Here is a 22,630-nt window from a genome sequence, read left to right on the forward strand (position 1 = left end):
CAGAGAAGGAAGCAAAACCATGACAACCGTAAACTTCGACAACGTCCAGGCAGTCCCCAGCGAGAACCTCATCACCCCCGAGAACAGCGTCTTCCTCTTCGTGGACCACCAGCCCCAGATGTTCTTCGGCGTCGGCAGCACCGGCGACCGCGGCGCCATCATCAACGCCGCCGTCGGACTGGGCAAGACTGCCAAGGCCTTCAACGTCCCCACCGTATTGACAACCGTCGCCGCGAAGACCTTCTCCGGCAACCTCCTGCCTTCCCTTGCCGAGGTGTTCCCGGGCGCCGACATCATCGACCGCACCACGATGAACGCGTGGGAGGACCCGGCTGTGGTCGACGCGATCAAGGCCACGGGCCGGACCAAGATCGTCCTGTCCGGCCTCTGGACCGAAGTCTGCCTGGTCCTGCCCGCCCTCTCAGCACTCGCCCAGGGCTATGAAATCTACGTCGTGGCCGACGCCTCCGGCGGCGTCAGCGCCGAGGCCCACGACCTCGCCATCCAGCGCATGGCCGCCGCAGGAGCAGTCCCGGTCACCTGGGTCCAGGTCCTGCTCGAGCTCCAGCGCGACTGGGCACGGGGCGAGACCTACGTACCAGTGTCCGAGATCGTCAAGGCCCACGGCGGCGCCTATGGCCTGGGTATGTACTACGCAGGGGACTTCCTCGGCGGAAACGCCGGCTGAGCCCCCGAATGTCCTGACGTTATGGATTGAGTGAAGGGACCGGACCGTGAATGACGATGTGGGAATCCTGCTGCTGCGGGTGGTCATCGGGCTGCTGATCGCCGGCCACGGCGTGCAGAAAGTCTCCTTCCGCCTCGGCGGGAAGGGACTGCAGGGCGGCACCGACGAATTCAAGGCCGACGGCTTCCGCGGCGGCGCCTTCACGGCGCTGGCCGCCGGTCTCGGTCAGATCGGATCCGGTCTCTTCCTCGCCCTCGGCGCCCTGACCCCGCTCGCGGCGATGGTCGCCATCGGGGTCATGACGGTCGCCGTGACCGTCAAAACCGGCAACGGGCTCTGGGTCCAGCACGATGGGTACGAATTCCCACTGGTCCTGATTACCATCGCCACAGCCCTGGGCTTCACCGGCCCCGGCGCCTACTCCGTCGACGCACTCCTGGGCATTGACAACCCCCCGCTGTGGGCCGGAACCGCGGCACTGGCAGTCGGCGTCCTCGCCGGACTCCTCATGCGGGTGGCGCTCCACCGCGGCACCCCATCTGCCCCTGACACACGTCAGGGGCAGGCCTGATCGGCCACGGAATCCTCCCGGCTCCGTGGACGGCCCGAGGCGCCTCGCCGAATAGCGCGCCGCATCCGGCCTTGCAGTACTACCCCATCCAGTCCACTCACATCCAAGGAGCTCTCATGAGTTCTCCCCCTCGAGGGGTCTTCCTCTCGCTCAGTGCGCTCACCATCGCCACCGGCCTCGTGGACGCAGCAAGCGTTCTGGGCATGGGCGTCTTTGCAGCCAACATGACCGGCAACATCGTCTTCCTTGGTTTCTCCCTGGGCGGCGCCCCCGGGTACTCCGTCATTGCCGCTCTGTTTGCTCTGGCCGGATTCTTGGTCGGCGCATTCGTCGCCGGACTGGTCGTCGTAGGCAAGTTCGAGTCCCGAAGAGCGGGACAAGCTCTGGGTGTTGAGTCCGCTGTTCTTGTCGCCGCGGCATTGGCTGCTTGGCTCACTGGTGCCGATGGATTGGACGGATGGCCAGACTGGGTCGTGCTCGCGGTGCTGGGCGCAGCCATGGGGCTGCAGAACGCGATCTCGTTGAAGTCGGGTGTCACTGATATGAGGACCACGGTGCTCACCCTCACCCTGACCGCGTTGGCGTCCGACCTGGCCCGCGGAAAGAACGATCAGGCCGGCATTCGAATCTACTCCGTGGTCCTGCTGCTCGTGGGCGCTCTTGGCGGGACACTGCTGCTCTTCTGGGCCGGGCTGACCTGGACTATTGCCGCTGCGGCCCTGTTCGTGGGGATTGCCGCAATCCTTATAGCACGTACTCGCTCTGCCGCGCTGGGCGCGACCGCTGGCGGAGGCGGCTAAAGGGAGCGCCAGCCCGCTTACGCCAAATAGAACCCACCGGCGCTCCGGCAGAACCGGGTGCCGGGACCGACCCCGGCGCCCGGCGCCGATAAGCGGGCAGACCACAGGGAAGGGCCATGGAATTCCAATTCCAACCCATCATGGACAGCGTCGGCAGGGCCATGGATGCCGCCCGGCGTCGCGGCAATAGTCATAGGAGCCGTCGCCGCGACACTCTCAGCAGCCGGCCCTGCTGCGGCGGCAGCCGGGCAGCACCTACGAGACATACCGCGCCGGCTGGGCAGGTCCATCCTCTTGGGCCGGGAGCTGCTGGTGGCCGCCGATATCATCCGTTCAGTTGCCATCGACCCCGCCTTCGACCCCGTAGGCGTCCACGGGTGTCCTACGGAAATGCCAACTCGACAGCGACCGGATGCTCTCCCCGAGGGCCGAGGCGTGCGGACGGACCGACAGGAACTAGTCGAGACCAGTCATCGCTAACAGGGAGCAGTGGTATTTTCAGCATATCGCTGTAACTAGCAAGAGCAGAGGGGAAATGGGTGGAACGCGACGACACTCACCCGGCGCCTGAGGGCCATGGGGATGCACCGCTACTGCCCAACGCTGGGGATTCCTTTCACGCCTTGCCTGACCGGCCGCAGGCTTTCTTCAGTTCTCTACTTACCGAGCACTTCGTGCTGGAATCCGCCAGGGGAATAACGGTGGCCGAGTCCAGCAGCAGGGCGTCGCTTTACCTCATGACACTATCGAGCTCCCTAGTTGCGTATGGATTCCTCGCCCAGACTCCAATAGCCCTAAATTTCCTAGCAGTAGTGATTCCTGTGGTCGTTGTCCTGGGACTGTTCACGTACGAACGGCTCGTCCAGACATCACTGGAAGACGTCGCCGCATTGGACTCGATGCAGCGAATTCGCCGGTATTACGCTCGCCTTCTCCCGGGGGCTGAAGAATTCTTTTCAATGCCGCACGGGCAACACGCGCTGAATGAACTGCTCGATATCGGAGGACGGGGATCGTGGCGCGGTGTCTTCTTCACCATGTCCACGGCTATCGCCGTCGTGAATTCCATCGTTGCGGGTGCGGGCGTGGCGCTTCTCAGTTACCCCACTCTCGGCAGTGACACTGCCGCCATCCTCCTAGGGGCAGCGCTAGGTGTTCTCTTCCTTGCGGTGCAGACCGGATATCAAGTGCGTCGCTACCAGAAAGTGATCAGGATTATTCTGGCCAGGCACCGCCCACGCCAGTAGTCCCGGGGGTCACCGGCACGACAAGCCGTTGCGCAAAGTTCGACGGCACTGACCGCTGCTGGATTTGGTAGCCGGTGCCGTGATCGTCCATGCCGCGCCATCGGAGTTGCAGCCCTTCGCAGAGACCGGATTCCTTCCTGTCCCGCTGAAGTTCGCGCGAAAAGTGGAGTAAGCCCCGCGTCTATGCCCGACGGATAGCGGCTTCTTCCTCTTCGAGCGAGGGGTAGTCAATATAGCCTTGTCCGTGCCGCCGTAGAAGTGGTCACGGTGGGTTCGGAGCTGCCGGAGATGGCTGCGGTGGTCTGTGCCCCCTCGGCCACGATCGCCAGCTGACACGCCAGGGAGACGGTGCCCCGATGTCCTTTGCGTCAGCGCGCCAAGGAACCCTAACCTCGGTCTTTCATGAGGGCGTGGCTGGAACGCGTGGTTAAAGCCTGAAAGGTGCCCTGACGGGAAAATGTAGTTACCACACAACATTTTTCATGACACATCAGGAGCACCCTGCAGGTGAGTTACTTTACCGGCTTTACCCGTCTGTCCGTGTTGATTCTTCCGGGGACGGAGTGGTGTCGCAGGCTGGCGGTGTGATCCTGACGTCGATGGTGAAGGGGGCTGGTCTTGGCGCTGGTTTGTCGGAGGCTTTGGAGCCGTGGCGCAAGCCCTTTGCCACGCACGACCCGGGCAAAATCCTCACCGACCTGGCCCTGTCGTTGGCCACGGGCGGCGACAGTGTGTCTGACATTGACCGGCTTCGCAACCAGCCTGAGGTGTACGGGCTCGTGGCCTCGGATCCGACGATCAGCCGGCTGTTCAAGATCCTGGCAACGGTAAAGCCTGCCAAGGCGCTGGCGGCCATCAACGGCGCCCGCGCGAAGGCTCGGGCCCATGTGTGGGCGCAGGCCGGGAAGGACTCACCCCTGCACGGGGTGAGCGCCGAGAATCCGCTGGTCATCGACCTCGACGCGTCCCTCCTGAATTCCCATTCAGAGAAGGAAGACGCCCGTCCAACGTGGAAGAAGGGCTTCGGATTCCACCCGCTGTGTTCCTTCCTTGACCACGGGATTCTGGGCACCGGTGAGCCGCTGGTGACCCTGCTGCGGCCCGGCAATGCCGGCTCCAACACGGTCAGTGATCACATCCAGGTCGTGAAGGACTCTGTCAAACAACTCCCCAAGGGGTACCGGTCGGGGAGGAAGATCATGATCCGCACCGATTCCGCCGGCGGCACGCACGGGTTCCTGGACTGGCTGACTGCCAAGGGTCGCAACTTCTCCTACTCCGTGGGGTTCCCGATCCACGGTGCGGTGGCCGCTGTCCTGCCCCTGGTCCCCAAAGACGGGTGGACCAAGGCGCACGACAGCGACGGGGTTGAGCGTGACGGCGCCTGGGTCGCCGACATCACCGGCATGCTGGACCTGTCCTCATGGCCCGCCGGGATGCGGGTCATCGTCCGCAAGGAAATCCCGCACGTCGGCGCCCAGCTGCGGATCACCGACATCGACGGGCACCGGTACACGGCCATCGCGACGAACCAGGAAAAGGGCCAGCTGGCCACGTTGGAGGTCCGCCACCGGCTCCGGGCACGCTGCGAGGACAGGATCCGCAACGCCAAAGACACCGGCCTGGCCAACCTGCCCTTCCACGCCTTTACCGGCAATGAACTCTGGTGCCACGTGGTCATGCTCGCCGCTGAGATCATGGCCTGGACCCAAATGATTGCCTTCACCGGCACAAAGGCCAGACGCTGGGAGCCCAAGAAACTCCGTGCCAGGCTGTTCGAAATCGGCGGCAAAATCGCCAGCCACGCCCGCCAAACCACCCTGCACCTGGCCGCGACAGCACCGGACGTGACGCTGCTGCTCAAGGGAATGAAACGCCTCGCAGTACTGAGCCCACCATAGCCGGGACCGCCAACCGCCCGCCGCTCATCCAGAAAGCACCAGCATCACCGTGACCGGTGTGGAACCCGTCACCGACAACCGCCATCAGGCCAGCGGTCAAAATGTCACACCCAAATGCCACCATAGAAACCGTCAGGCAGCCGGTAAGCCCAGACCCACTGGAAACCACGCCTCATGAAAGATCGAGGCTAAGATCGGCTTCGCCTGGCACGCGGCCGTCACCGCCCACGGCGACGGCTCAGGTCACCCGCGTTCGGCATCAAATACCGGAGTGCCTGACTCCCGGCATCTCTGTACGACGCACAGGTAGAGGCGCCGTCCCTGGGCGTAGGAGGGTTAGTCCTGGTATGCGCGGGTGACGAAGTCCTCAACGCGGCGATCCGGAACCAGCCAGATCAGCGCCACCGCGGTGTAGACCGCGACCCCCAGCAGCGGCTGCACGAGGCTCAGCGCAAGGCCGGTGAGGTAAATCAGCGGCGACGCCTTGCCTTTCCAGTCCCGGCCGACTGCTTGGGCCAGGGCACCATCCCGGCCCTGCTGGCGGATCAGGGCCTGTTGCAAGATGAAGTAGGCGATGGACGCGCAGAACAGGTTGATCCCGTAGACCACCACAGGGATCTGTACGAAGCCGGACTCGTCCATCCAGTGGGTGCTGAATGGGAAGAGCGAGAGCCAGAACAACAGGTGCAGATTCGCCCAGAGGATCCGGCCGTTGACGCGGTCGGCCAAGTGGATCATGTGGTGGTGGTTGTTCCAGTAGATTCCGACATAAACGAAGCTCAGCAGGTAGCTGAGGAAAGTAGGGAGGACATCGAGCAAACCTTGCCAAGTCGGCTCGTGCGGCACGCGCAGTTCGAGCACCATGATGGTGATGACTATAGCCAGCACGCCATCGCTGAAAGTCTCCAGGCGGTTCTTGTTCATCGGGTTTCTCCATCAGCGCATCTTCGTAATCCAAGCCTTCGCACCAAGGCCGCGGGGTGACATTTTCAAGGGCGTGGCGCAGTCCTCGGCAGTCCGGATTGCGCCGGTCCGCTGCGCCGGCACCTGCCAGCGCGCCGCCATCAGCCTAGCCGTTCCGCAGGATAGATGGGCCCTGGCTCGCCGCTTTGCGGAAGCAGGGCTGCAAGATGAGCCCACCTCGGCGACTTCGCTGGTTGGACGGTGGGGAGGCCTCGGGCAGGGTCGGTTCGAGCAGCTCGATGGGATTGGCCGAACGATCGTCGAGCAGGACCTGACGGCCGACGACGCCAGGAACTTTTCCGTTCACCGAGTTCCTCATGAGGGACCTCCCCTCTACAGCTATGACTACGATGCTGATTTTCCCCCCGCAGGGCGGGGCGTTGCAGGATGCCATCGAAGCCTGCAACGGCATCCTTTTTGCCTCTCCCGAGTACAACCAGGTCCATTCCCGGGGTGCTGAAGAACGCCATCGACTGGGGATCCCGGCCGTGAGGCACCAATTCTTTCGCCCGGAGACCTACCGGCATCATCGGCGCTCCCCCGGCCAGCATGGCACGGCCCTTGATGTAAGTCATCCATCCGCACCGAGCTGAGCTTCCTCGATGCGCCGCAACTGAGCACTCCTGAAGCCTCCATGAAGTTCAGTGCCGGCGCGTTCGAGGACGACGGTGCGGTAAAGGACGAATCCGCAGCAACCTTCCTGCGCCACTACAGGGACGAATACGGCGCCCTCGTCCAGCGCGTCGCCGCCCACGCCCTCGGCCACATCGGCGATCTGGAGCCGGACACCCAAACCAGCTCTCCCGCTGACAAGCAGCCGCCAGGCTCCACGGGCGACGGCGGCTCAGGCGGCATCGAGTGCCGCCTGAGCCGCCGTTTCCTGGGGGCAGGTTCCTGCCCGGTCGCGGTGTCCGGCTGCTACGCCGCGTTGGCTTCGCGCAGTTCTGCCATCGCTTCAGCTACCATGACCGCCTTGTCCGGGCCGAGAACGTCGATATAGGTTTTCTGGACGATGTCTGCGACGAGGCAACGAAGCTCCTTGGCCTGCTCGGCGCCTGCATCGGTCAGCTCCAGGTAGATCACCCTGCGGTCGTCGGCGCAAGGATTGCGTACCGCGAGGTTTCGTTTTGCCAGCCGGTCCGCGATTTTGGTGACGCCGCCCGTGCTGAAGGCCGCCTCGCGGGCCAGCGCCGCCATTGGCATCCGGTGGCCCGGGGTTCGCATCAGCCGCAGCAGCGTCTCGGCTTCGGCAGGGTCCAAGGTGAATGCGGCCGCCACCGCCTTGTGCAGCTTCTTGTTCGTGTTTTGGAAACCCTCGATAACAAGTCCCCACTGCGATACGGCATCGAGGTCGAGGCTGGCTTCTGCAGATGCTTGCTGGGGCATGAGGTAGTCCTTTCCAAGCCCTATGGTACACGCGTCGGCATCTACTTACTAGCAAATTGTTTGCCAGTAAGGTAATCTCTGGGGTTTTGCGGGAAGGGCGGTCCTGTCGACGTAATTAGTTTCCTAGGAAATAATATTCTGGAAAGATGCGTTTGCATGAACATCACCGGCCGGGGGCTTCCTGACCGCGTCAGTCCACAACCATGGAGGGTCAGCATGACCGCGAATACTTCAGGTCTGCACCACGTCACAGCCATTGCCGGCGAGCCGCAGGCCAACATCGATTTCTACGTAAAGGGCTTGGGCCTGCGCCTGGTGAAGAAGACCGTCAACTTCGATGACCCTTCCACGTACCACCTGTACTACGGCGACGAGGCCGGCCAGCCGGGCTCGCTAATGACGTTCTTCCCCTGGCGCGGGGTGGCCCGTGGCCGCATCGGTGCAGGGCAGTCCACCTCCACCGCCTTCTCCGTCCCGGAGGGAACCCTGGGCTGGTGGCAGAACCACTTCCAGGCCCTGGGCGTCGAATCCAGCATCACCCGGGCCTCCGCCGAGGAAGAGCGCCTCTCCCTGCGCGACCCGGACGGGCTGCAGCTGGACCTGGTCGCCTCCTCCACGATCGATCCCCGGAACCCCTGGGATTCGGCCTCTGTGCCTGCCGAGTACGCCGTGCGCGGCCAGCACTCCTCGGTGCTCACCGTCGCCAATCCGGACAAGACCGTGGCCGTGCTGACCGAGGACCTCGGCCTGCACCTGGTCGGTACCTCCGGTAACCGCACACGCCTTGCCGCCGGCAACGGCGGCCCGGGAAACATCGTCGACGTCATTGCCGACCCCAAGGCCCGGCCCGGCCTCACCGCCGGCGGCACCGTCCACCACATCGCCTTCCGCGTCCCTGACGTCGCCACCCAGGAGATATGGCGCCAAGACCTGGCCGCCCGCGGTTTCCACGTCACGGAGATCCTGGACCGCCAGTACTTCACCTCCATCTACTTCCGCGAACCAGGCGGCGTGCTGTTCGAAATCGCCACCGACACCCCCGGTTTCGACGTGGACGAACCGCTGCTGGAACTCGGCCGCTCCCTGAAACTGCCGCCATGGCTCGAGCCCTCCCGCGAGGCGATCGAACACTCCGTGGCCCGCATCCAGCTGCCGGCCGAAAACAACCCCGCCCTGGCAGGACGGTAGGCTCTGATGAGTACCGCAACCACCCCCGTCACGAGCTGGCCGCACGTCTTCAGCCCCGGTGAGGCAGGCTCCCCGGTGCTGCTGATGCTTCACGCCACCGGCGGCAACGAACACGAGATCGCCGCCCTCGCCACCGAACTCCACCCGGGCGCTGGCGTCCTCGCACCCCGGGGTCAGGTGCAGGAACATGGAATGCTCCGCTGGTTCCGTCGCCACGGCGAAGGCAATTTCGACGTGGACGACGTGATCGCCCGCGCCGGGGACCTGGTCGCCTTCCTGGACGCGGCGCGGGACCACTACAACCTCGGCAACAGGCCCGTAATAGCAGTCGGGTTTTCCAACGGCGCCAACATTGCCCTGGCCACAGCCATCCTCCATCCCGAGACCCTGGACCGGGTCATCGCCTTCTCCGGCATGTACCCCTTCGGCGACCGGGAAGGCGCCGCTGACCTGGTCGGCAGCAGGCTGCTGATCCTGAACGGCGAGGCCGACCCCATGGCCCCGCTCACCAGCGTCAACACGCTCATGGCCGCCCTGCACCAAAACGGTGCCGATGCGGAGCAGGTCCTTCGCCCCGGAGGGCACGGCATCGCGCACACGGACCTGCACGCCGCAAAACAGTGGCTGGTAACGGTCCTCGTACAGTAAGAGGAAAGCTGGCGCGACCGGAGACGTGAAAGGACATTGCGTGGAATCACCCTGGGCGCCGCTTCGGCGGCGCACGTTCTTCATTCTGTGGATGGCACAACTTGGTTCCAACGTCGGTTCCTGGATGCAAACGGTCGGCGCGCAGTGGTATCTGGTGGAGTCCGGCGCCAGTCCCACGGTCATCGCACTGGTCCAGACGGCGAACTTGGCACCTGCCCTGCTGCTGTCGCTCATGGCTGGTGTGCTGGCCGATGCCTTCGACCGTCGGAGGCTGATTATTGGCACGAACATCTTCGCGGCTCTGGCGGCGGCGGCCCTGACACTCAGCGCTGCGTCCGGGCTCCTGGAGCCCGCCTCGCTCCTGGTTTATACCTTCCTCATCGGGGCCGGCGTCGCGCTGAGCTCCCCCGCATGGCAGGCCATCCAACCCGATCTGGTACCGCGGTCGGAAATTCAGGCAGCCTCTGCATTGGGCGGAGTCACGGTGAACGCGGCGCGGGCCGTGGGCCCTGCCGCAGCCGGTGTCCTCGTCGCAGTGGCCGGCCCGGCCTTTGTTTTCGGGCTCAATGCCCTCTCCTTCCTGGGAGCCGCGGCAGCGGTCTACAGCTGGCGAACCCCGCGGAGGGACCTCGCTGATCGGGAGCATGTCCACGAAGCAATGGCCGCGGGGATACGCTACATCCGCTCCGCGCCCCGGATCCGGCGTATCCTGCTCCGCACGGCGTTGTTTACAACACCGGCCAGCGCCCTGTGGGCGTTGCTTCCCATCGCCGCAAACGGGCACCTCGATATCGGCTCGGCAGGCTATGGGCTGTTGCTCGGAGCGCTCGGCGCGGGGGCACTTCTTGGCGTTGTCGTCCTCCCCCGGGTCCGGACCCGGATCACCAACGACACTATCCTGGCGGGCTCCGCCCTGCTGTTCGGCGCGGGAACCGCCGCCGCGGCGTTCCTGCCGCCGCTGCCTGTGGCAGCACTCATGGTCGTGGCCGGAGCAGCATGGATAGGCAATCTCTCAACCTTCGGCGCCGTCACGCAGTTGACCCTGCCAGCCTGGGTACGGGCCCGCGGAATGTCCACATATCTGCTGGTAATGGCAGGCACGCAGGCTCTCGGGGCGCTGGCCTGGGGCTCCATCGCAACCATCTTCGGCTATGAACTGGCTCTGGCCGTCAGCGCAATCCTGCTCATGGCCACCGCAGCCAGCATTTTCATCTGGCCTCTGCTCCCCGGAACCGGTCAACTCGACCGTACGGTCTCCGGCCCCGGCGAACATGCACCAATCCAGACGGGCGCCATTGACCCTGGCACCGGCCCGGTCACCGTGATCATTACTTACCGTCCTGACCCAGACCTCCTGGTGCAGTTCACCGCAGCCATGGAGCAAGTGGAACTAACCCGCCGGAGGACCGGGGCAACAGACTGGAAACTTGCCCGCCAACTCGGGCAACCAGGATCATTCGCCGAAATCTACACCCTGCCTACCTGGCGTGAATACCAACGCCAGGAAGAAGAAAGGATCACGGGGGAAGACCGCCGCTATTTCGACCGTGCACGCGAAACCTGCCTGGAGGAACCCACCCAAAACTGGTACCTGCCGGCCTAGATGACCCAGAGAGGTCCGTTCCGACGCAGACGCCGGCATATGCCCCTCCCCGAGCACTGAACACCGGACCAAACCCCATCACAGACAGCTAGCCCGCGAAGAGTTCGCCGGCGGTTCATCCGGTGCAAACGGAAACAAACGTAAAGGCTCACGCCCGCCCTCCGTCCCTCGTCTCTACCGATAGCGGTGACAGGACGAATCTCAATAAACAGGGGCCTTTGAAATATCCCACGAGTCAGCTGCATTTGCGGCGGACTAACTCCGGAACTAGAGGTAACCACTGATGACCAAACCCGAACAATCGGCCGAGTTATGGGCCGATACGCACGGATTGCATCGCCAACTCAGCGGACGCCAACTGAGCATGATGGGCTTGGGCGGGGCGATCGGAACCGGTTTGTTTCTTGGTTCCGGACTGGCCATCTCCCTGGCAGGTCCTGCCACCATCATTGCCTACATCGTCAGCGGGCTTGTGACCCTCGTAGTTGCCTGGGCCCTTGCCGAAATGACGGTGGTGCATCCCACGGCCGGCGCCTTTGGTGTGCTTGCCCATGCCTATATTGGACGCTGGGCGGGCTTCGTAGTCCGCTGGACCTATTGGGCCGTGCTCTCCATCGCCGTTGGCGGCGAAGTTGTCGCCGCAGGTATTTATGTCCGCTTTTGGTGGCCCGAGATTCCGCTGTGGCTGACTACCATAGTCTTCTCAGCGGCCATCCTCGCCGTGAACGCCGGAGCCGTCAAGACCTTCGGCAAGGTTGAGTACTGGTTCTCGATGATCAAGGTCAGCGCAATTGTTGCCTTCATCCTCTTGGGGCTTGCTCTCATCTTCTTCGGACTGCCGAGCCAGCCCCCGGTAGGGATGCATAACCTGGTTTCCAACGGCGGATTCATGCCCCACGGCATTCAGGGTCTCCTGCTGGCCATGGTGTTCGTGATCTTCAGCTTCCTCGGCACCGAAGTAGTCTCCGTAACTGCTGCAGAGTCGGAGGACCCTGTTCGCGACGTAGTTCGTGCAACCAAGTCCATGGCCTTCCGGCTCTGCCTCTTCTACATCCTCTCCATCACCATTGTTCTGGCTGTTGTCCCGTGGACGCAGACTGCCCAAGTCGGCAGCGACATCACGGCCAGCCCTTTCGTCATGGTCTTCTCAGCAGCCGGGGTCCCTGCAGCTGCGGGCATCATGAATTTCGTGGTGCTGACGGCGGCGCTTTCGGCAGCCAATGCCAACCTGTACGTGACATCGCGCATGCTGCACTCACTGGCTGCGCACAATTACGCACCCAAGTGGACGGGAAAGCTGACAGAGGGGAGCGCGCCCCTCCGTGCGCTGCTGATCAGTTCCATCGGGCTGTTGATTGCAGCGATCATCTCGCTGGTCGCGGCTGACACCGCATATCTGGCACTGTTCGGTGTGGCCGTCTTTGGCGCACTGGTGGTGTGGATTCTGATCCTCGTTACGCACATGCGCTTCCGGTTTCTCCGGACCCGACACAATCTTCCAGCGTCTCCGGCCCGGCTCAGGGGGGCTCCGATCACCACGGCTCTGGCCATGCTGTTTGTGGGAGCTGTCCTGGTTTCGACCCTCTTCATCGACAGCCTGAGGTGGGCCTGGGTGGCTGGTCTGCCATTCTTTGCCCTGGTGCTAGGTGCCTACTTCTACGTCGACAGGCGCACAAAGGGTTCCGGCGAACGCTATGACCCGTTGGCCGAGGAAATCAAGAGCGCCGATGCGTTGCTTGAGGAGGATGTTGCGGCGCCCACTAGGTAGATGTCACATGCAGTAGGCGGCGCGCCTTGCGAGCCTCACGGTCGGCAGGGCGCGCGGGGCGTAAGCGCGGCGGTGTGCACCGGCCGGAACGGTCTCCGATTTCCGCCCCCAGTTTTGGCGACACTGCAGGCTGGTCATTGGAACCGTCGGAACCGCCCGCTTCACCGCCGGTTATGTCATTGCCGTCTCCTGGGCGGCAAAAGTGCTGAGCTCTCTCCGCCTTCCACCAGACGTCAGGACCGTTGCGCCGGAAGAGCGTCAGGGGCCGGCCAATGAGGGTTCTCAGCAGCGGCTGAGCACGGGGCAAGCCCCGCCGGCAGCACGGCGCCAGAACCAGACTTAGCCCTCTTCATCCAGGTTTTCCAACGCCTCGACGAAATCCACCGCGTCCAGCAACTCCGCCGTGCTGTTCCGGTGGCCTTGGCCAGCTCATCGAGTGAGACGAATCCCCGCCGGCTGCTGCGTCCTCGGCGCGCGGAGGTCCCTGGGTGGCGGCCGGCCGCGCATGGCTACCGGGTCTTCCTCCCAGGGCTTCCCATTACGTGAACAGGCATACAAGCCGGTCACGCCGGTCCCTTCGGATGCCTGGGCAAGTTCGGCCCATGCTTCCTGCAGAGGACTCCGAAAGTGATATGTCAAAAGGTATGGGCGTGCCAGCGGCTAGTACTACAGTCGCGTTTAATTCTGGCTGCATCGGCGGTTTAGTCGTACTTTCCGCTCGTGACCTGTTAATCGTTGGTGGTGAGTGATGATATTTGTGTGGCGGACGTAGAAGAGTGGGCCGAAGGTCTGGAGGAAATCGGCGATCTTATCGGGCCGCGGTTTGCCCGGTCCGAACCTCGCCGAAACGCTGTGGGGTATGTGCGCGGGCTGCTTTCGGATGAGGAACGAAAAAACTCCTGGACCCTGTCTGAACGGGCCGGGCACGGCACCCCGGACGGCATGCAGCGTCTGCTCTCGACCACCGATTGGGACCCCGATGCGGTGCGGGATGACCTGTTCACCTACGTCAACCGCCACCTGGGCGATCCCGACGGAATCCTGATCATCGATGAGACCGGATTCCTCAAGAAGGGCGGTGCCTCGGCCGGAGTCGCACGCCAGTATTCGGGCACCGCGGGCCGGGTGGAGAACTGCCAGATCGGGGTTGTCCTGACGTACTCCGCCCCTGCCGGGCGCACCCTGCTGGACCGGGAACTTTATCTGCCCAAAACCTGGGCCGATGACCGGGAACGATGCACCCGGGCCGGGGTCCCCAAGACCAGGGAATTCGCCACGAAACCGGTGCTCGCCGCGGACATGATCGACCGTGTCCTGGATGCCGGGGTCCCTGCCCGCTGGGCCACTGGGGACGCTGTCTACGGGCAGCATTCGGGGCTGCGCCGCCGGCTCGAAGCCAGAGGTTTGCACTACGTGCTGGCCGTTCCCATGAACCAAAACGTCATCGCCCCCACAGCCTGGCCGGGCGAGCAATGGCGCGCGGATAAGCTCATCGCTTCGCTGCGCGGCACTGCCTGGCGGACCCGTACCGCCGGGGCCGGGACCAAGGGCGACCGTCGCTACTCCTGGGCACGGACCCGCATCAACGGTCCCGCAGAAACCGGCGAACACTGGCTGCTGGCCCGCCGCTCCCTGAAGGACCCGACCGACCTGGCCTACTACATCTGCCATGGCCCCAACCGGGTCTCGCTGGCCGAACTGGTCAGGATCGCCGGCGCCCGCTGGGCGATCGAAGAAACCTTCCAAACCTCCAAAGGCGAAACCGGCCTGGACCACTACCAGGTGCGCCAATACACCGGCTGGTACCGCCACATCACCCTCTCCATGTTCGCCCAGGCCTTCCTGACCGTGATCCGCTCCAAAAAAGGGGCCCTGCCACCGGCAACGGGGAACTGATCCGGCTCTCACTGCCCGAAATCAGGCGGCTCCTCGTCCGGCTCGTATGGCACCGAACCACCAGCCCGGACCACGTCCTGGAACACTCAACCTGGCGGCGAAAACACCAACACCGCGCCCGATATTGTCATTACAAGGCTCGCGGGCATGCCCCATAAACGCGACTGTAGTACTAGGGCGTGTCTCCCAAATGGGTTGATCTCTGACTGGAAAACTTGGGGGCGTGTCTCGTTTTCAAGTCTTTACCGATGATCAGTGGGCTCGCGTTGAGCCGTTGCTGCCCAGCTCCGACGGCCAACGCGGGCGTCCGTTCCGGAACCACCGCCAGGTCGTGGAGGGCATCGCGTACCGGTATCGGTGCGGGATTGCCTGGCGGGACCTGCCGGAGCAGTTCGGCCCATGGCAGACGGTGTGGAAGCGCCACCACCGTTTCGCAGCGGACGGGATCTGGGACCGGATCCACGCCCTACTGCTGTCCGAAGCCGACGCCGCCGGGGAGATCGACTGGACGGTATCGGTGGACTCAACGATCAACCGCGCCCACCAGCACGGCACGAACCTACCCCGCAACACAGGGGGACCCGCTGAATTACAAGAAACTCTGGGCCGAGCCTGAGGACCACGCCGTCGGACGTTCCCGGGGCGGGTTGGGCACGAAGATCCACCACGCCTGCGACGGGAAAGGCCGGCCCCTGGCCTTCTCCTCGGACCGGGCCAGGGCTCAGACTCGCGGATGTTCCCGCACGTCATTGACGCCATCAGCGTCCCGCGCCCCGGTAAGGGGCGGGCCCGGACCCGCCCCGACGCCGTGATGGGCGACAAGGCCTACTCCTCCAGGGCCAACCGCTCGCTCCTGCGGGCCCGGAAAATCAAGGCGGTCATTCCTGAGCCCCGGGACCAGATCGCCAACCGCAAACGCAAAGGCGCCCGCGGTGGCCGACCGGTGGACTTCGACAGCGAGGCCTACAAAGGCCGGTCCGTCGTCGAGCAGTCCTTCAACATCTTCAAGCAATGGCGCAGCATCGCCACCCGGTACGACAAGCTCGCCATCACCTATCGGTCCGGGGTCGCTCTCTACTCGGTCCTGATCTGGCTACGCCAATAAGGAGACACGCCCTAGTAGTACTTTGTTAGGTCTTCGGTGAGGGGCTTTTAATCGCTGGCCTGAGCTGTTAATTTCGTTTCGTGGGCATGGAAGAGGCAGGACTGCGGGTCGAGCTGGAGGATTACGTCGGGCAGGTGTTCGCGTCGTTGGGCCGGAAGGACCAGCGGGCGAAGGGCCGGCTGTATCTGCAGGGGTTGATGCTGGAGGGGCGGCGCAAGTCGATGCAGCCGATGGCGGAGCGCCTGGATGTGGACCACCAGCAGCTGCAGCAGTTCGTTACGTCCTCGCCGTGGGAGGTGGAGCCGGTCCGCCGCCGCCTGGCAGCCCTGGCCGATGAGGCTATCGTGCCGGAGGCGTGGGTGATTGACGATACCGGGTTCAAGAAGGACGGGGCCGCCTCGGCGTGCGTGGCGCGCCAGTACTCGGGCACGCTGGGCAAGATCGGCAACTGCCAGGTTGCCTCCACCGTGCACATGGTCACCGACCATGCCTCGGCCCCGGTGAACTGGCGCCTGTTCGTGCCCGAGGCCTGGGATGACGCCTGTGCGGACACCAACGAGCACGCCGAAGCCGTCGCCGCCCGCCGGATCAAGGCGAAGATCCCCGAATACGTACGGCACCGGCCCAAGTGGGAACTCGCGCTGGAGATGATCGATGAACTCGCCCATTGGGGGCGCAGGTGCCCGGTCGCGGTTGCCGACGCCGGGTACGGGGACAACGCGCTGTTCCGGCTTGAGCTGACCCGGCGGTCCATTCCGTGGGTGATGGCGGTCAAGGCATCCACCAGCGCCTACCCGGCCAATGCCGTTCCCGAACTCGCCGAACGCTCCGGCCCCAGGGGCAGGCCCAGTGTGCCCCGCTACCGACAGGACCCGGCCAGCCTGGCCGAACTCGCGGTGGCCGCCGGAAGGGGACAACTACGCAGGATCACCTGGCGGCACGGCACCAAGAACACCGGCACCAACAGGACCGCGGCCATGAAATCCCGCTTCCTGGCCCTGCGCGTCAGACCTCCCAGCCGGCACATCGCCCCCGGCGAAGACGGATCGTTGCCCGAGGCCTGGCTGATCGCCGAATGGCCACCCGGCGCCAAGGAGCCCACCGACTACTGGCTCTCCGACCTGCCCGCCGACACACCAACCAGGACCTTGGTCAGGCTGGCGAAAATCCGGTGGCGCATTGAACACGACTACCGCGAACTGAAAACCGGCCTCGGCCTTTCCCACTTCGAAGGACGATCCTTCCCGGGCTTCCACCACCACGTCACCCTCGTGTCCGCAGCACACCTGTTCATCACCAAAAAACGCCTTGCCACCCCAAAAGCAGCAGGGGCAGCCTGAGCCTGTACGGGGTCCTCAAGGAACTCCAACGGATCCTCATCCGACAGCTCAGACGCTGCCCCTACTGCCAACACGCCCCACCAACCTAACAAAGTACTACTAGGCCGTCTTACTTCTAAAGTAGAATCTACTCAGCGGGCATCCCCACTGGTGCTGCTGTGATGATCCTGACGCAGCGGGCAGTCACACGTGAGGACGCTGGATGCAGGCCAGATACAGAATCATCAGGCAACTCGCTTGATGCCAGAAGCGCAGCTTTCGTCAGTTTACCCGCTAGGAAGTGGGACCAGACGAAGCGAATCAAGTTGGACGTAAGAGCGCGGCGTTTGAAATCGTTACGGCCTTGGCCCTGGCCGGAATCATCTGACTCTTGGGTTTTGGTTCGCTGGATAAGGGCCGTCATGACTACCCCAGCCACAACGCCTGGCACGTAGATGGGCCAGGTCTCGCTTCCGGCGGCAAAGTCCCGGGTGAGCGAGAGGACAAAGTAAAGCGTGAGGGCCAAGGAGACCACGGTCATTGCCGCCTTGTATGATCGCGAGATGGTGCGGCGGTTCATGATTTCAGCCCTGACTTACCGGTTCCGCAAAGTGAAATGCCGTGATGGCAATGCCTGACAGAGCAGCCCTCCCAAAGCTACTAATGCTAGAACCTTACGGGACGAGCACTTTTCGACGTATGACTTCTACGCGGGCCGAGTCGCGCGAGCCGCTGGGGCTCAACTACTGCCGGCGCGGCCAGGTGAGGCCCGATTAGGCGCCTTTCATAAGGCTGGGTCTTTGCCGGGCGATTTATCAGCCGACCTTTGGCATTGATCCCACGTTCGGCCAGCCAGGGTCCTGCCATATTGCTTTGCAGTTCGTCCGCCCCACTGTTTGAAGAAGAACGGTACATGTACACGGCACACTGATCGCGTATGTCTTCGACCCATGCGGATTCCCTTGGACGATAGTTCGGGCCTGACTCACCTCCCGCGATTACCCAATCGATCCCGGCTAAGTTCAAATTTGCGAGAGATCCAAGCAGCGGCTCACATGACAGGAAACGGGCGGCTGCCGGCGTTACCCGCAGATGATCGATTCTGTCCATCACATCCGCATCTTCAACTGGCACGCCCATCCATAGGCTTGACGGCCACGACAACTGATCTGCGATCCTGGCCATCCGGTGGAATCGCTTGGCCAAGGCCGGATAGGTGTGTTTGCGGGGTTTCCTTGATGACATCAAAGATGTCCCGCGCGAATGTGAATGGCCCCTTCGCATGGAATATGTCACTCATTGAGTTAACGAACACGAGGCGCGGTTTTTCCAACGCCTTGGCTGATTCAAGAGCCAATGGGTGGATGCTAACGCCAAAGCCGGGACCAGAGGTCACAGGGTTCCCATCACGCTGGTACTTCTCTCGCCTTCAGCCGCTTGGAGAGCGCAAGGGCATAGCAGTTGTCGCAGCCAGCAGCGACCTTGTCACAACCCGTAACGGGGTTCCAGGTTGCCTCTGTCCACTCAGTTGGAGAGCTTGAACTCATGGTTTCCTCTTCACGCTCTACTCCGACACAACAAGCGCCAGCTATCCTCCAAGGTATCGGCCTAACGCAGGCGGCGTGACCACGGGGCCTGCATACGCTGACTGCATATGCGGCCCAATGATCGAACCAGTCGAAGGCAATAATGGCTACGTCGGATGGCTCATCACACACCACTCACTCGACGGTAGAGAACGAGACGAGTAGCCATGGACCGACGAAGGAAGCAGGATCATGCTCGCACTCTGGATAGTCCTGGCCCACCTCGTAGGCGACTACGTCATCCAGTCACACTGGATGGCCACAGAGAAGACCAAGCACTGGCTGCCTGCCATCGTCCACGGCGTGACCTATACGCTGCCGTACGCACTGATCACCCAGTCACCCCTGGCGCTCGTCGTCATAGGCGGGACTCACATCATCATCGACAGGTTCCGCCTCGCACGCCACGTCGCGTGGCTGAAGAACCAACTCGGACCCAAGCGCTCACGCCCACGCTGGGCTGACGCCAAGGCCACCGGATACCCGTCAGAGACACCAGCTTGGCTATCCGTCTGGCTCATGATCATCACCGACAACACCATCCACTTGCTGATCAACACAGCAGCCATCCTCTGGATGTAGCCATGCCAAGAGCCAAGCGCATCTGCGCCAGGTCAGGCTGCCCAACACTGAAACAGGTGCCCCGACGACGCCGAGGAACTTGCCAAAATTATCCCGCTGAAAATTTACGATGCCAGAGAAGAGGCAGAGAAATGGTGGTAGCCCCGGAACTTCCGACGTTCAGCCGCGCGCGCCGACGACCACCCTGGAGGGTTGGCGCAGCTTCGTGGACAGCGAGCCCTTAGACATGACCCCGCTCCCGACCAGCGATTTGGAAACCCTCACCCCGGCGCGGCATGAACTCTATGACGAGCAAGGGATCGGCTATCGCTCCGAACTGGTCATCGTCCAAACCTCCACGGCCCGCAGCATCATCCATCAGGGACGACTGCTGACCATGCTGAACCAGCGCGAAGTCAGCGCCCGCCGCGGCCTGGTCGCCTCGGGCCCGTGGGCCTCGGGAAAAACCACCCGCATCAAAAAGCTCGGAAAGACCCACGAGCTGCGGATCAGGCGCCGCTACCCGGGCCAGAATCGTATCCCCGTCGTCTACATCACCCCGTCCAAAGGCACCCCGCGGAAGCGGGCCAGCGAGTTCGCGAACTTCCTCGATCCCCCAGCGACCCAGGCACAACGTCACCGACATTGCCGACGCCGTCTGCCAGGTCCTGACCGACGCGCGGACCGATCTGGTCATCGTCGACGAAATCCACAACCTGAATCTTGCCACCAGCGCCGGCGAGGACATGGCCGACCACCTGAAGTACTTCGCCGAACACCTACCGCCACCTTCGTTTATGCCGGCATCAACGTCGAGAACTCAGGCCTGTTCACCGGCCTGCGCGGACGCCAGATCTCGGCCCGGTCCGTCCTCAAAACCACCGCCCCGTTTCCCTACGGCGATGAATTCAGATCCCTGATCGCCACCCTCGAAGAGGCGCTCCGGCTCCACGACCACGCTCCCGGAACACTCACCCGGGAACGCCCGGTATCTGCACCGGCGCACCGGCGGAGGAATCAGCAGCCTCTCGCACCTCATCCGTCAGGCCGCCATCAGCGCCATCCTGCTCCAGACCGAACGCATCGACCGTCAGCTACTGGACGAAACCGTCGTCGACCATATCGCCGAAATGGATGGACCCAGCCCGGCAGCACGGACCTCACCGTGAGCATCTCCGGCGCCGTCCGGCCGCTCCCCCGCTCGATACGCCCCCATTCGGATGAAACGACGGCTTCCTTCCTGCAGCGACTTGAAAACTCGAATGCTCTGATACCGGGGCAACTGCGCCGCACTCTGCGCGGCCGGGGAGAGCCGTGGCTGAACACGCTCTCGGCCTGGAGCGGACATGACCCCGACGTCCTCTCACTGGCCGTGCCGCAACTGCTCGGCGACGGAGACCACCACATCCCTGACCCCATCCTCGCGGGCCGGCCCAACCGCACCATACTCGGTATCGCCTGCCGACGGTACGCCCAGGCCCGCAGCATCGGGGCGAACATCGAGATCTACACCACCCATGACAAAGTCATTTGTCCCCGTCACGGACTCTGGATCGGCGAGGGAACAAACTCCTGCGCCGCACAAATCATGCCCTTACCGGCCTGGCCCTGCTCGTGGCTGCAGTGCTGGTCGGCGGCGCCAGCGGGCTCTGGCGGGCCCGGGTGGAAATGACCGGCATGCCCGAGCTCATCGCCCTGCTGCACAGCTTCGTCGGGCTCGCCGCAGTACTCGCTGGCGGGAACGGGCACCTCGAAGCCCCCGACCCGCCGGCAAATTTGACGGCTATCCATCATGCCGAGGTATTCATCGCGTCTTCATCGGCGCGGTGACCTTCACCGGTTCCACCGTGGCGTTCCTGAAACTCCCAGCCCGATGGACGAAATCAACGAAGACCTCGACGACACCTCCGTCGTCTTCGTCATCGGGGCCAACGACACCGTCACCCCCCGCGGCCGAAGACCCGTCCAGCCCCATCGCCAGCATGCCCGTCCTAAGGGTCTGGGAAGCCGAAAACGTAATCGTGTTCGAACGATCCATGGCCGCAGGCCACGCCGGATCCAAAACGGCCTGTTCCACCGCGGCCACTCTAAATGCTCTTCGGCGACGCCAAACAACGCGTCAAAGTCATCCTCCGCGCCTTCTAGTTGGCAAGGGCACAGCGCTGACCCGATGACCATGGAGCCTTGTTAGGCAGTGTCTGGCGCTGGCAATATTCTTCCCGCCACCTGTTGCAAAACGTATCCGGCCAGCGAAGTGGGCAAGGGTCCTGGAACTGGTCTGCTAACTCCGCTAGACATCACCTCGAGGAAGCTGTGTCTGCGAGGTGTTCGTCTGCTGTCCTTCGAGGATCAGCGATTTTGCCGCACGGCCCGGCGTCCCGCCGGTAATGTCCAGGCCGTTCAGACTTGGCTGTTGACTATGACCTATATCACCAGGAACTTTGCACCCAGTCGGGATCTCTTCGCCTGCCTCGATTCGTACGACCCAAACACTTGCAACAGCCAAGATGCCACCTACCCTATGACGCGGAAGGTCACAGGAAGTCCTAAGCGGTCACCGAATGGCCCGTCGGAGGACAGTTCCCTGATTGAGTCGTTCTGTTCGCTGCCGATCGCACCATACGGGTACCGGTCCCCTGTGAACCCGGCGGGCAAGATCAGGCGAAGCCGGAGACTTGGAGGTTCCGGAATTCCGAGGCATGGAAAATGAGTGGGTCGCGGCTGGTGTCCGGAGTGGAGTAACCGTGGACCCTGAGCAGTACGACGGAGTGGTCCCCGGCCGGTATCTCGGTCTCCACGGAGCAGTCCAGCCAGAGTGCAGCATCGTCGAGCAGAACGGCACCGGATGACATGGTGGTCCGTCCGACCCCGGCAAAGCGGTCGCCGGACTTGGCTGCTACCTGGCGGCAGATGTCCGCCTGGTCCGCGGCCAGGACGGAAACACCGATTCGTCCGCTGTTCCGGATGAGTGGCCAGGTCCGCGAGGAGTTCTGCGCAGCAAACATCACCAGCGGAGGGTCCAGCGAGACGCCAACGGTGAAGGTCGAGGCCACGATTCCCTCCAGTCTCCCGTCCACGGTCGTGCAGAGGGCGGCCACACCCGACGGAAAGTGTCCGAAAGTTTCCCTCAAGGCGCCCGGGCTCAGATCATCGTTCAGAGACAAGGAGTGCCCCTCTCTGCGGAGCAAGGTGTCGGACGGGCTGGACCGGGCGGCCGGCGAAACGAATGTATCCCGGGTCGGGGCAGCCCGTGGTGTTCGCGCAGCGTCCGGCCGGTGGATTCACCCCGGAAAAGTCCGCGGTCCCGCAGGATCGGGATGACGTGGTCAACGAACGCGTCGTGCTCATCAGAAACGCGTTCAGGTGCAGGCGCCGAGCGCCGAGCGCCGGTCGTCGCTGC

General features: G+C 63.5%; 23 protein-coding genes and 3 pseudogenes. 16 read left to right on the forward strand and 10 right to left on the reverse strand.

Annotation, left to right across the window (positions count from 1 at the left end; translation table 11 throughout):
* Positions 1–19 precede the first annotated feature (19 nt).
* From QFZ69_RS11990 to QFZ69_RS12015, 6 genes are all read left to right on the forward strand, one after another.
* Positions 20–688: a hydrolase gene (locus tag QFZ69_RS11990; RefSeq protein ID WP_306918416.1), complete on the forward strand. Its 669-nt coding sequence runs from the start codon at positions 20–22 to the stop codon at positions 686–688.
* Positions 689–734: 46 nt separating this feature from the next.
* Positions 735–1,259, forward strand: a complete 525-nt coding sequence (locus QFZ69_RS11995; protein ID WP_306918419.1) for a DoxX family protein — start codon at positions 735–737, stop codon at positions 1,257–1,259.
* 116 nt (positions 1,260–1,375) lie between these two features.
* Positions 1,376–2,059 carry a YoaK family protein gene (locus QFZ69_RS12000; protein WP_306918422.1) on the forward strand — a complete coding sequence of 228 codons (684 nt, stop codon included), beginning with the start codon at positions 1,376–1,378 and terminating at the stop codon, positions 2,057–2,059.
* A gap of 165 nt (positions 2,060–2,224) precedes the next feature.
* Positions 2,225–2,539 (forward strand): DUF1622 domain-containing protein, encoded by a 315-nt coding sequence (locus QFZ69_RS12005; protein WP_306918424.1) that lies wholly within the window; start codon positions 2,225–2,227, stop codon positions 2,537–2,539.
* Between the two features lie 59 nt (positions 2,540–2,598).
* Complete coding sequence (locus QFZ69_RS12010) at positions 2,599–3,306, forward strand: hypothetical protein (protein ID WP_306918426.1); 708 nt, start codon at positions 2,599–2,601, stop codon at positions 3,304–3,306.
* Positions 3,307–3,788: 482 nt separating this feature from the next.
* Entirely contained in the window at positions 3,789–5,207 is a 1,419-nt protein-coding gene (locus tag QFZ69_RS12015; RefSeq protein WP_306918428.1) for an IS1380 family transposase, read from the forward strand.
* Between the two features lie 336 nt (positions 5,208–5,543).
* Here the strand turns inward: QFZ69_RS12015 and QFZ69_RS12020 are convergent, their stop codons facing one another.
* The 3 genes from QFZ69_RS12020 to QFZ69_RS12030 form a co-directional block, all read right to left on the reverse strand.
* Positions 5,544–6,131: a TMEM175 family protein gene (locus QFZ69_RS12020; protein WP_306918430.1), complete on the reverse strand. Its 588-nt coding sequence runs from the start codon at positions 6,129–6,131 to the stop codon at positions 5,544–5,546.
* A gap of 610 nt (positions 6,132–6,741) precedes the next feature.
* Positions 6,742–6,963 carry a hypothetical protein gene (locus tag QFZ69_RS23355; protein ID WP_373461891.1) on the reverse strand — a complete coding sequence of 74 codons (222 nt, stop codon included), beginning with the start codon at positions 6,961–6,963 and terminating at the stop codon, positions 6,742–6,744.
* A gap of 125 nt (positions 6,964–7,088) precedes the next feature.
* The gene (locus tag QFZ69_RS12030) at positions 7,089–7,556 is read right to left on the reverse strand and encodes a MarR family winged helix-turn-helix transcriptional regulator (protein WP_306918432.1); all 468 of its coding nucleotides are present in this window, start codon (positions 7,554–7,556) and stop codon (positions 7,089–7,091) included.
* A gap of 216 nt (positions 7,557–7,772) precedes the next feature.
* Here QFZ69_RS12030 and QFZ69_RS12035 point away from each other — a divergent pair, with 216 nt between their 5' ends.
* The 7 genes and pseudogenes from QFZ69_RS12035 to QFZ69_RS12065 all read left to right on the forward strand — a co-directional run bounded on the left by QFZ69_RS12035 (position 7,773) and on the right by QFZ69_RS12065 (position 17,104).
* On the forward strand, positions 7,773–8,744 hold the full coding sequence (locus QFZ69_RS12035; protein ID WP_307000143.1) for a ring-cleaving dioxygenase: 972 nt from the start codon (positions 7,773–7,775) through the stop codon (positions 8,742–8,744).
* A gap of 6 nt (positions 8,745–8,750) precedes the next feature.
* Complete coding sequence (locus QFZ69_RS12040; protein ID WP_306918436.1) at positions 8,751–9,392, forward strand: alpha/beta hydrolase; 642 nt, start codon at positions 8,751–8,753, stop codon at positions 9,390–9,392.
* 40 nt (positions 9,393–9,432) lie between these two features.
* Entirely contained in the window at positions 9,433–10,995 is a 1,563-nt protein-coding gene (locus tag QFZ69_RS12045) for an MFS transporter (RefSeq protein ID WP_306918438.1), read from the forward strand.
* 283 nt (positions 10,996–11,278) lie between these two features.
* The gene (locus QFZ69_RS12050) at positions 11,279–12,763 is read left to right on the forward strand and encodes an amino acid permease (RefSeq protein WP_306918440.1); all 1,485 of its coding nucleotides are present in this window, start codon (positions 11,279–11,281) and stop codon (positions 12,761–12,763) included.
* A 753-nt stretch (positions 12,764–13,516) separates the two neighbouring features.
* The gene (locus QFZ69_RS12055; protein WP_373461937.1) at positions 13,517–14,659 is read left to right on the forward strand and encodes an IS701 family transposase; all 1,143 of its coding nucleotides are present in this window, start codon (positions 13,517–13,519) and stop codon (positions 14,657–14,659) included.
* Between the two features lie 223 nt (positions 14,660–14,882).
* A pseudogene (locus tag QFZ69_RS12060) lies at positions 14,883–15,764 on the forward strand (IS5 family transposase).
* Between the two features lie 86 nt (positions 15,765–15,850).
* Positions 15,851–17,104 (forward strand): IS701 family transposase, encoded by a 1,254-nt coding sequence (locus QFZ69_RS12065; protein WP_306918444.1) that lies wholly within the window; start codon positions 15,851–15,853, stop codon positions 17,102–17,104.
* A 127-nt stretch (positions 17,105–17,231) separates the two neighbouring features.
* On the opposite strand, the gene QFZ69_RS12070 is transcribed toward QFZ69_RS12065, so the two are convergent.
* The 4 genes from QFZ69_RS12070 to QFZ69_RS12085 all read right to left on the reverse strand — a co-directional run bounded on the left by QFZ69_RS12070 (position 17,232) and on the right by QFZ69_RS12085 (position 18,630).
* Complete coding sequence (locus tag QFZ69_RS12070) at positions 17,232–17,663, reverse strand: hypothetical protein (protein WP_306918446.1); 432 nt, start codon at positions 17,661–17,663, stop codon at positions 17,232–17,234.
* An 86-nt stretch (positions 17,664–17,749) separates the two neighbouring features.
* A complete protein-coding gene (locus tag QFZ69_RS12075) occupies positions 17,750–18,268 on the reverse strand; it encodes a DUF5131 family protein (protein ID WP_306918448.1) in 519 nt (172 codons plus the stop codon).
* Complete coding sequence (locus tag QFZ69_RS12080) at positions 18,207–18,479, reverse strand: DUF5131 family protein (protein ID WP_306918450.1); 273 nt, start codon at positions 18,477–18,479, stop codon at positions 18,207–18,209. The genes QFZ69_RS12075 and QFZ69_RS12080 overlap by 62 nt, the downstream gene beginning before the upstream one ends.
* A gap of 10 nt (positions 18,480–18,489) precedes the next feature.
* Entirely contained in the window at positions 18,490–18,630 is a 141-nt protein-coding gene (locus tag QFZ69_RS12085; protein ID WP_306918452.1) for a DUF5131 family protein, read from the reverse strand.
* Positions 18,631–18,861: 231 nt separating this feature from the next.
* Here QFZ69_RS12085 and QFZ69_RS12090 point away from each other — a divergent pair, with 231 nt between their 5' ends.
* A complete protein-coding gene (locus QFZ69_RS12090; RefSeq protein WP_306918454.1) occupies positions 18,862–19,251 on the forward strand; it encodes a DUF3307 domain-containing protein in 390 nt (129 codons plus the stop codon).
* A 1,342-nt stretch (positions 19,252–20,593) separates the two neighbouring features.
* On the opposite strand, the gene QFZ69_RS12095 is transcribed toward QFZ69_RS12090, so the two are convergent.
* Positions 20,594–20,749 carry a hypothetical protein gene (locus QFZ69_RS12095; protein WP_307000145.1) on the reverse strand — a complete coding sequence of 52 codons (156 nt, stop codon included), beginning with the start codon at positions 20,747–20,749 and terminating at the stop codon, positions 20,594–20,596.
* 95 nt (positions 20,750–20,844) lie between these two features.
* Here QFZ69_RS12095 and QFZ69_RS12100 point away from each other — a divergent pair, with 95 nt between their 5' ends.
* On the forward strand, positions 20,845–21,060 hold the full coding sequence (locus tag QFZ69_RS12100) for an NAD(P)(+) transhydrogenase (Re/Si-specific) subunit beta (protein WP_307000147.1): 216 nt from the start codon (positions 20,845–20,847) through the stop codon (positions 21,058–21,060).
* Between the two features lie 43 nt (positions 21,061–21,103).
* A pseudogene (locus tag QFZ69_RS12105) lies at positions 21,104–21,375 on the forward strand (NAD(P)(+) transhydrogenase (Re/Si-specific) subunit beta); the annotation flags it as partial.
* Positions 21,376–21,887: 512 nt separating this feature from the next.
* Here QFZ69_RS12105 and QFZ69_RS12110 read toward each other — a convergent pair.
* On the reverse strand, positions 21,888–22,394 hold the full coding sequence (locus QFZ69_RS12110) for a flavin reductase family protein (protein ID WP_306918458.1): 507 nt from the start codon (positions 22,392–22,394) through the stop codon (positions 21,888–21,890).
* Positions 22,385–22,570: pseudogene (locus tag QFZ69_RS12115) on the reverse strand (LLM class flavin-dependent oxidoreductase); the annotation flags it as partial. The pseudogene QFZ69_RS12115 and the gene QFZ69_RS12110, both read right to left, overlap by 10 nt.
* Positions 22,571–22,630 lie beyond the last annotated feature (60 nt).

The organism is Arthrobacter sp. V1I7 (genome assembly GCF_030817015.1).
Taxonomy (GTDB): Bacteria; Actinomycetota; Actinomycetes; order Actinomycetales; family Micrococcaceae; genus Arthrobacter.

What these genes read in the sequence shown, in the direction of transcription:
- QFZ69_RS11990 (WP_306918416.1), top strand. Translation starts at nt 20, where the DNA reads ATGACAACCGTAAACTTCGACAACGTCCAGGCAGTCCCCAGCGAGAAC.
- QFZ69_RS12020 (WP_306918430.1), bottom strand. Translation starts at nt 6,131, where the DNA reads ATGAACAAGAACCGCCTGGAGACTTTCAGCGATGGCGTGCTGGCTATA.
- QFZ69_RS12075 (WP_306918448.1), bottom strand. Translation starts at nt 18,268, where the DNA reads ATGGCCAGGATCGCAGATCAGTTGTCGTGGCCGTCAAGCCTATGGATG.
- QFZ69_RS12050 (WP_306918440.1), top strand. Translation starts at nt 11,279, where the DNA reads ATGACCAAACCCGAACAATCGGCCGAGTTATGGGCCGATACGCACGGA.
- QFZ69_RS12070 (WP_306918446.1), bottom strand. Translation starts at nt 17,663, where the DNA reads ATGAACCGCCGCACCATCTCGCGATCATACAAGGCGGCAATGACCGTG.
- QFZ69_RS12065 (WP_306918444.1), top strand. Translation starts at nt 15,851, where the DNA reads ATGGAAGAGGCAGGACTGCGGGTCGAGCTGGAGGATTACGTCGGGCAG.
- QFZ69_RS12000 (WP_306918422.1), top strand. Translation starts at nt 1,376, where the DNA reads ATGAGTTCTCCCCCTCGAGGGGTCTTCCTCTCGCTCAGTGCGCTCACC.
- QFZ69_RS12090 (WP_306918454.1), top strand. Translation starts at nt 18,862, where the DNA reads ATGCTCGCACTCTGGATAGTCCTGGCCCACCTCGTAGGCGACTACGTC.
- QFZ69_RS12040 (WP_306918436.1), top strand. Translation starts at nt 8,751, where the DNA reads ATGAGTACCGCAACCACCCCCGTCACGAGCTGGCCGCACGTCTTCAGC.
- QFZ69_RS12095 (WP_307000145.1), bottom strand. Translation starts at nt 20,749, where the DNA reads ATGGGTGGTGTAGATCTCGATGTTCGCCCCGATGCTGCGGGCCTGGGC.
- QFZ69_RS12035 (WP_307000143.1), top strand. Translation starts at nt 7,773, where the DNA reads ATGACCGCGAATACTTCAGGTCTGCACCACGTCACAGCCATTGCCGGC.
- QFZ69_RS12005 (WP_306918424.1), top strand. Translation starts at nt 2,225, where the DNA reads ATGCCGCCCGGCGTCGCGGCAATAGTCATAGGAGCCGTCGCCGCGACA.
- QFZ69_RS12085 (WP_306918452.1), bottom strand. Translation starts at nt 18,630, where the DNA reads ATGAGTTCAAGCTCTCCAACTGAGTGGACAGAGGCAACCTGGAACCCC.
- QFZ69_RS12015 (WP_306918428.1), top strand. Translation starts at nt 3,789, where the DNA reads ATGACACATCAGGAGCACCCTGCAGGTGAGTTACTTTACCGGCTTTAC.
- QFZ69_RS12030 (WP_306918432.1), bottom strand. Translation starts at nt 7,556, where the DNA reads ATGCCCCAGCAAGCATCTGCAGAAGCCAGCCTCGACCTCGATGCCGTA.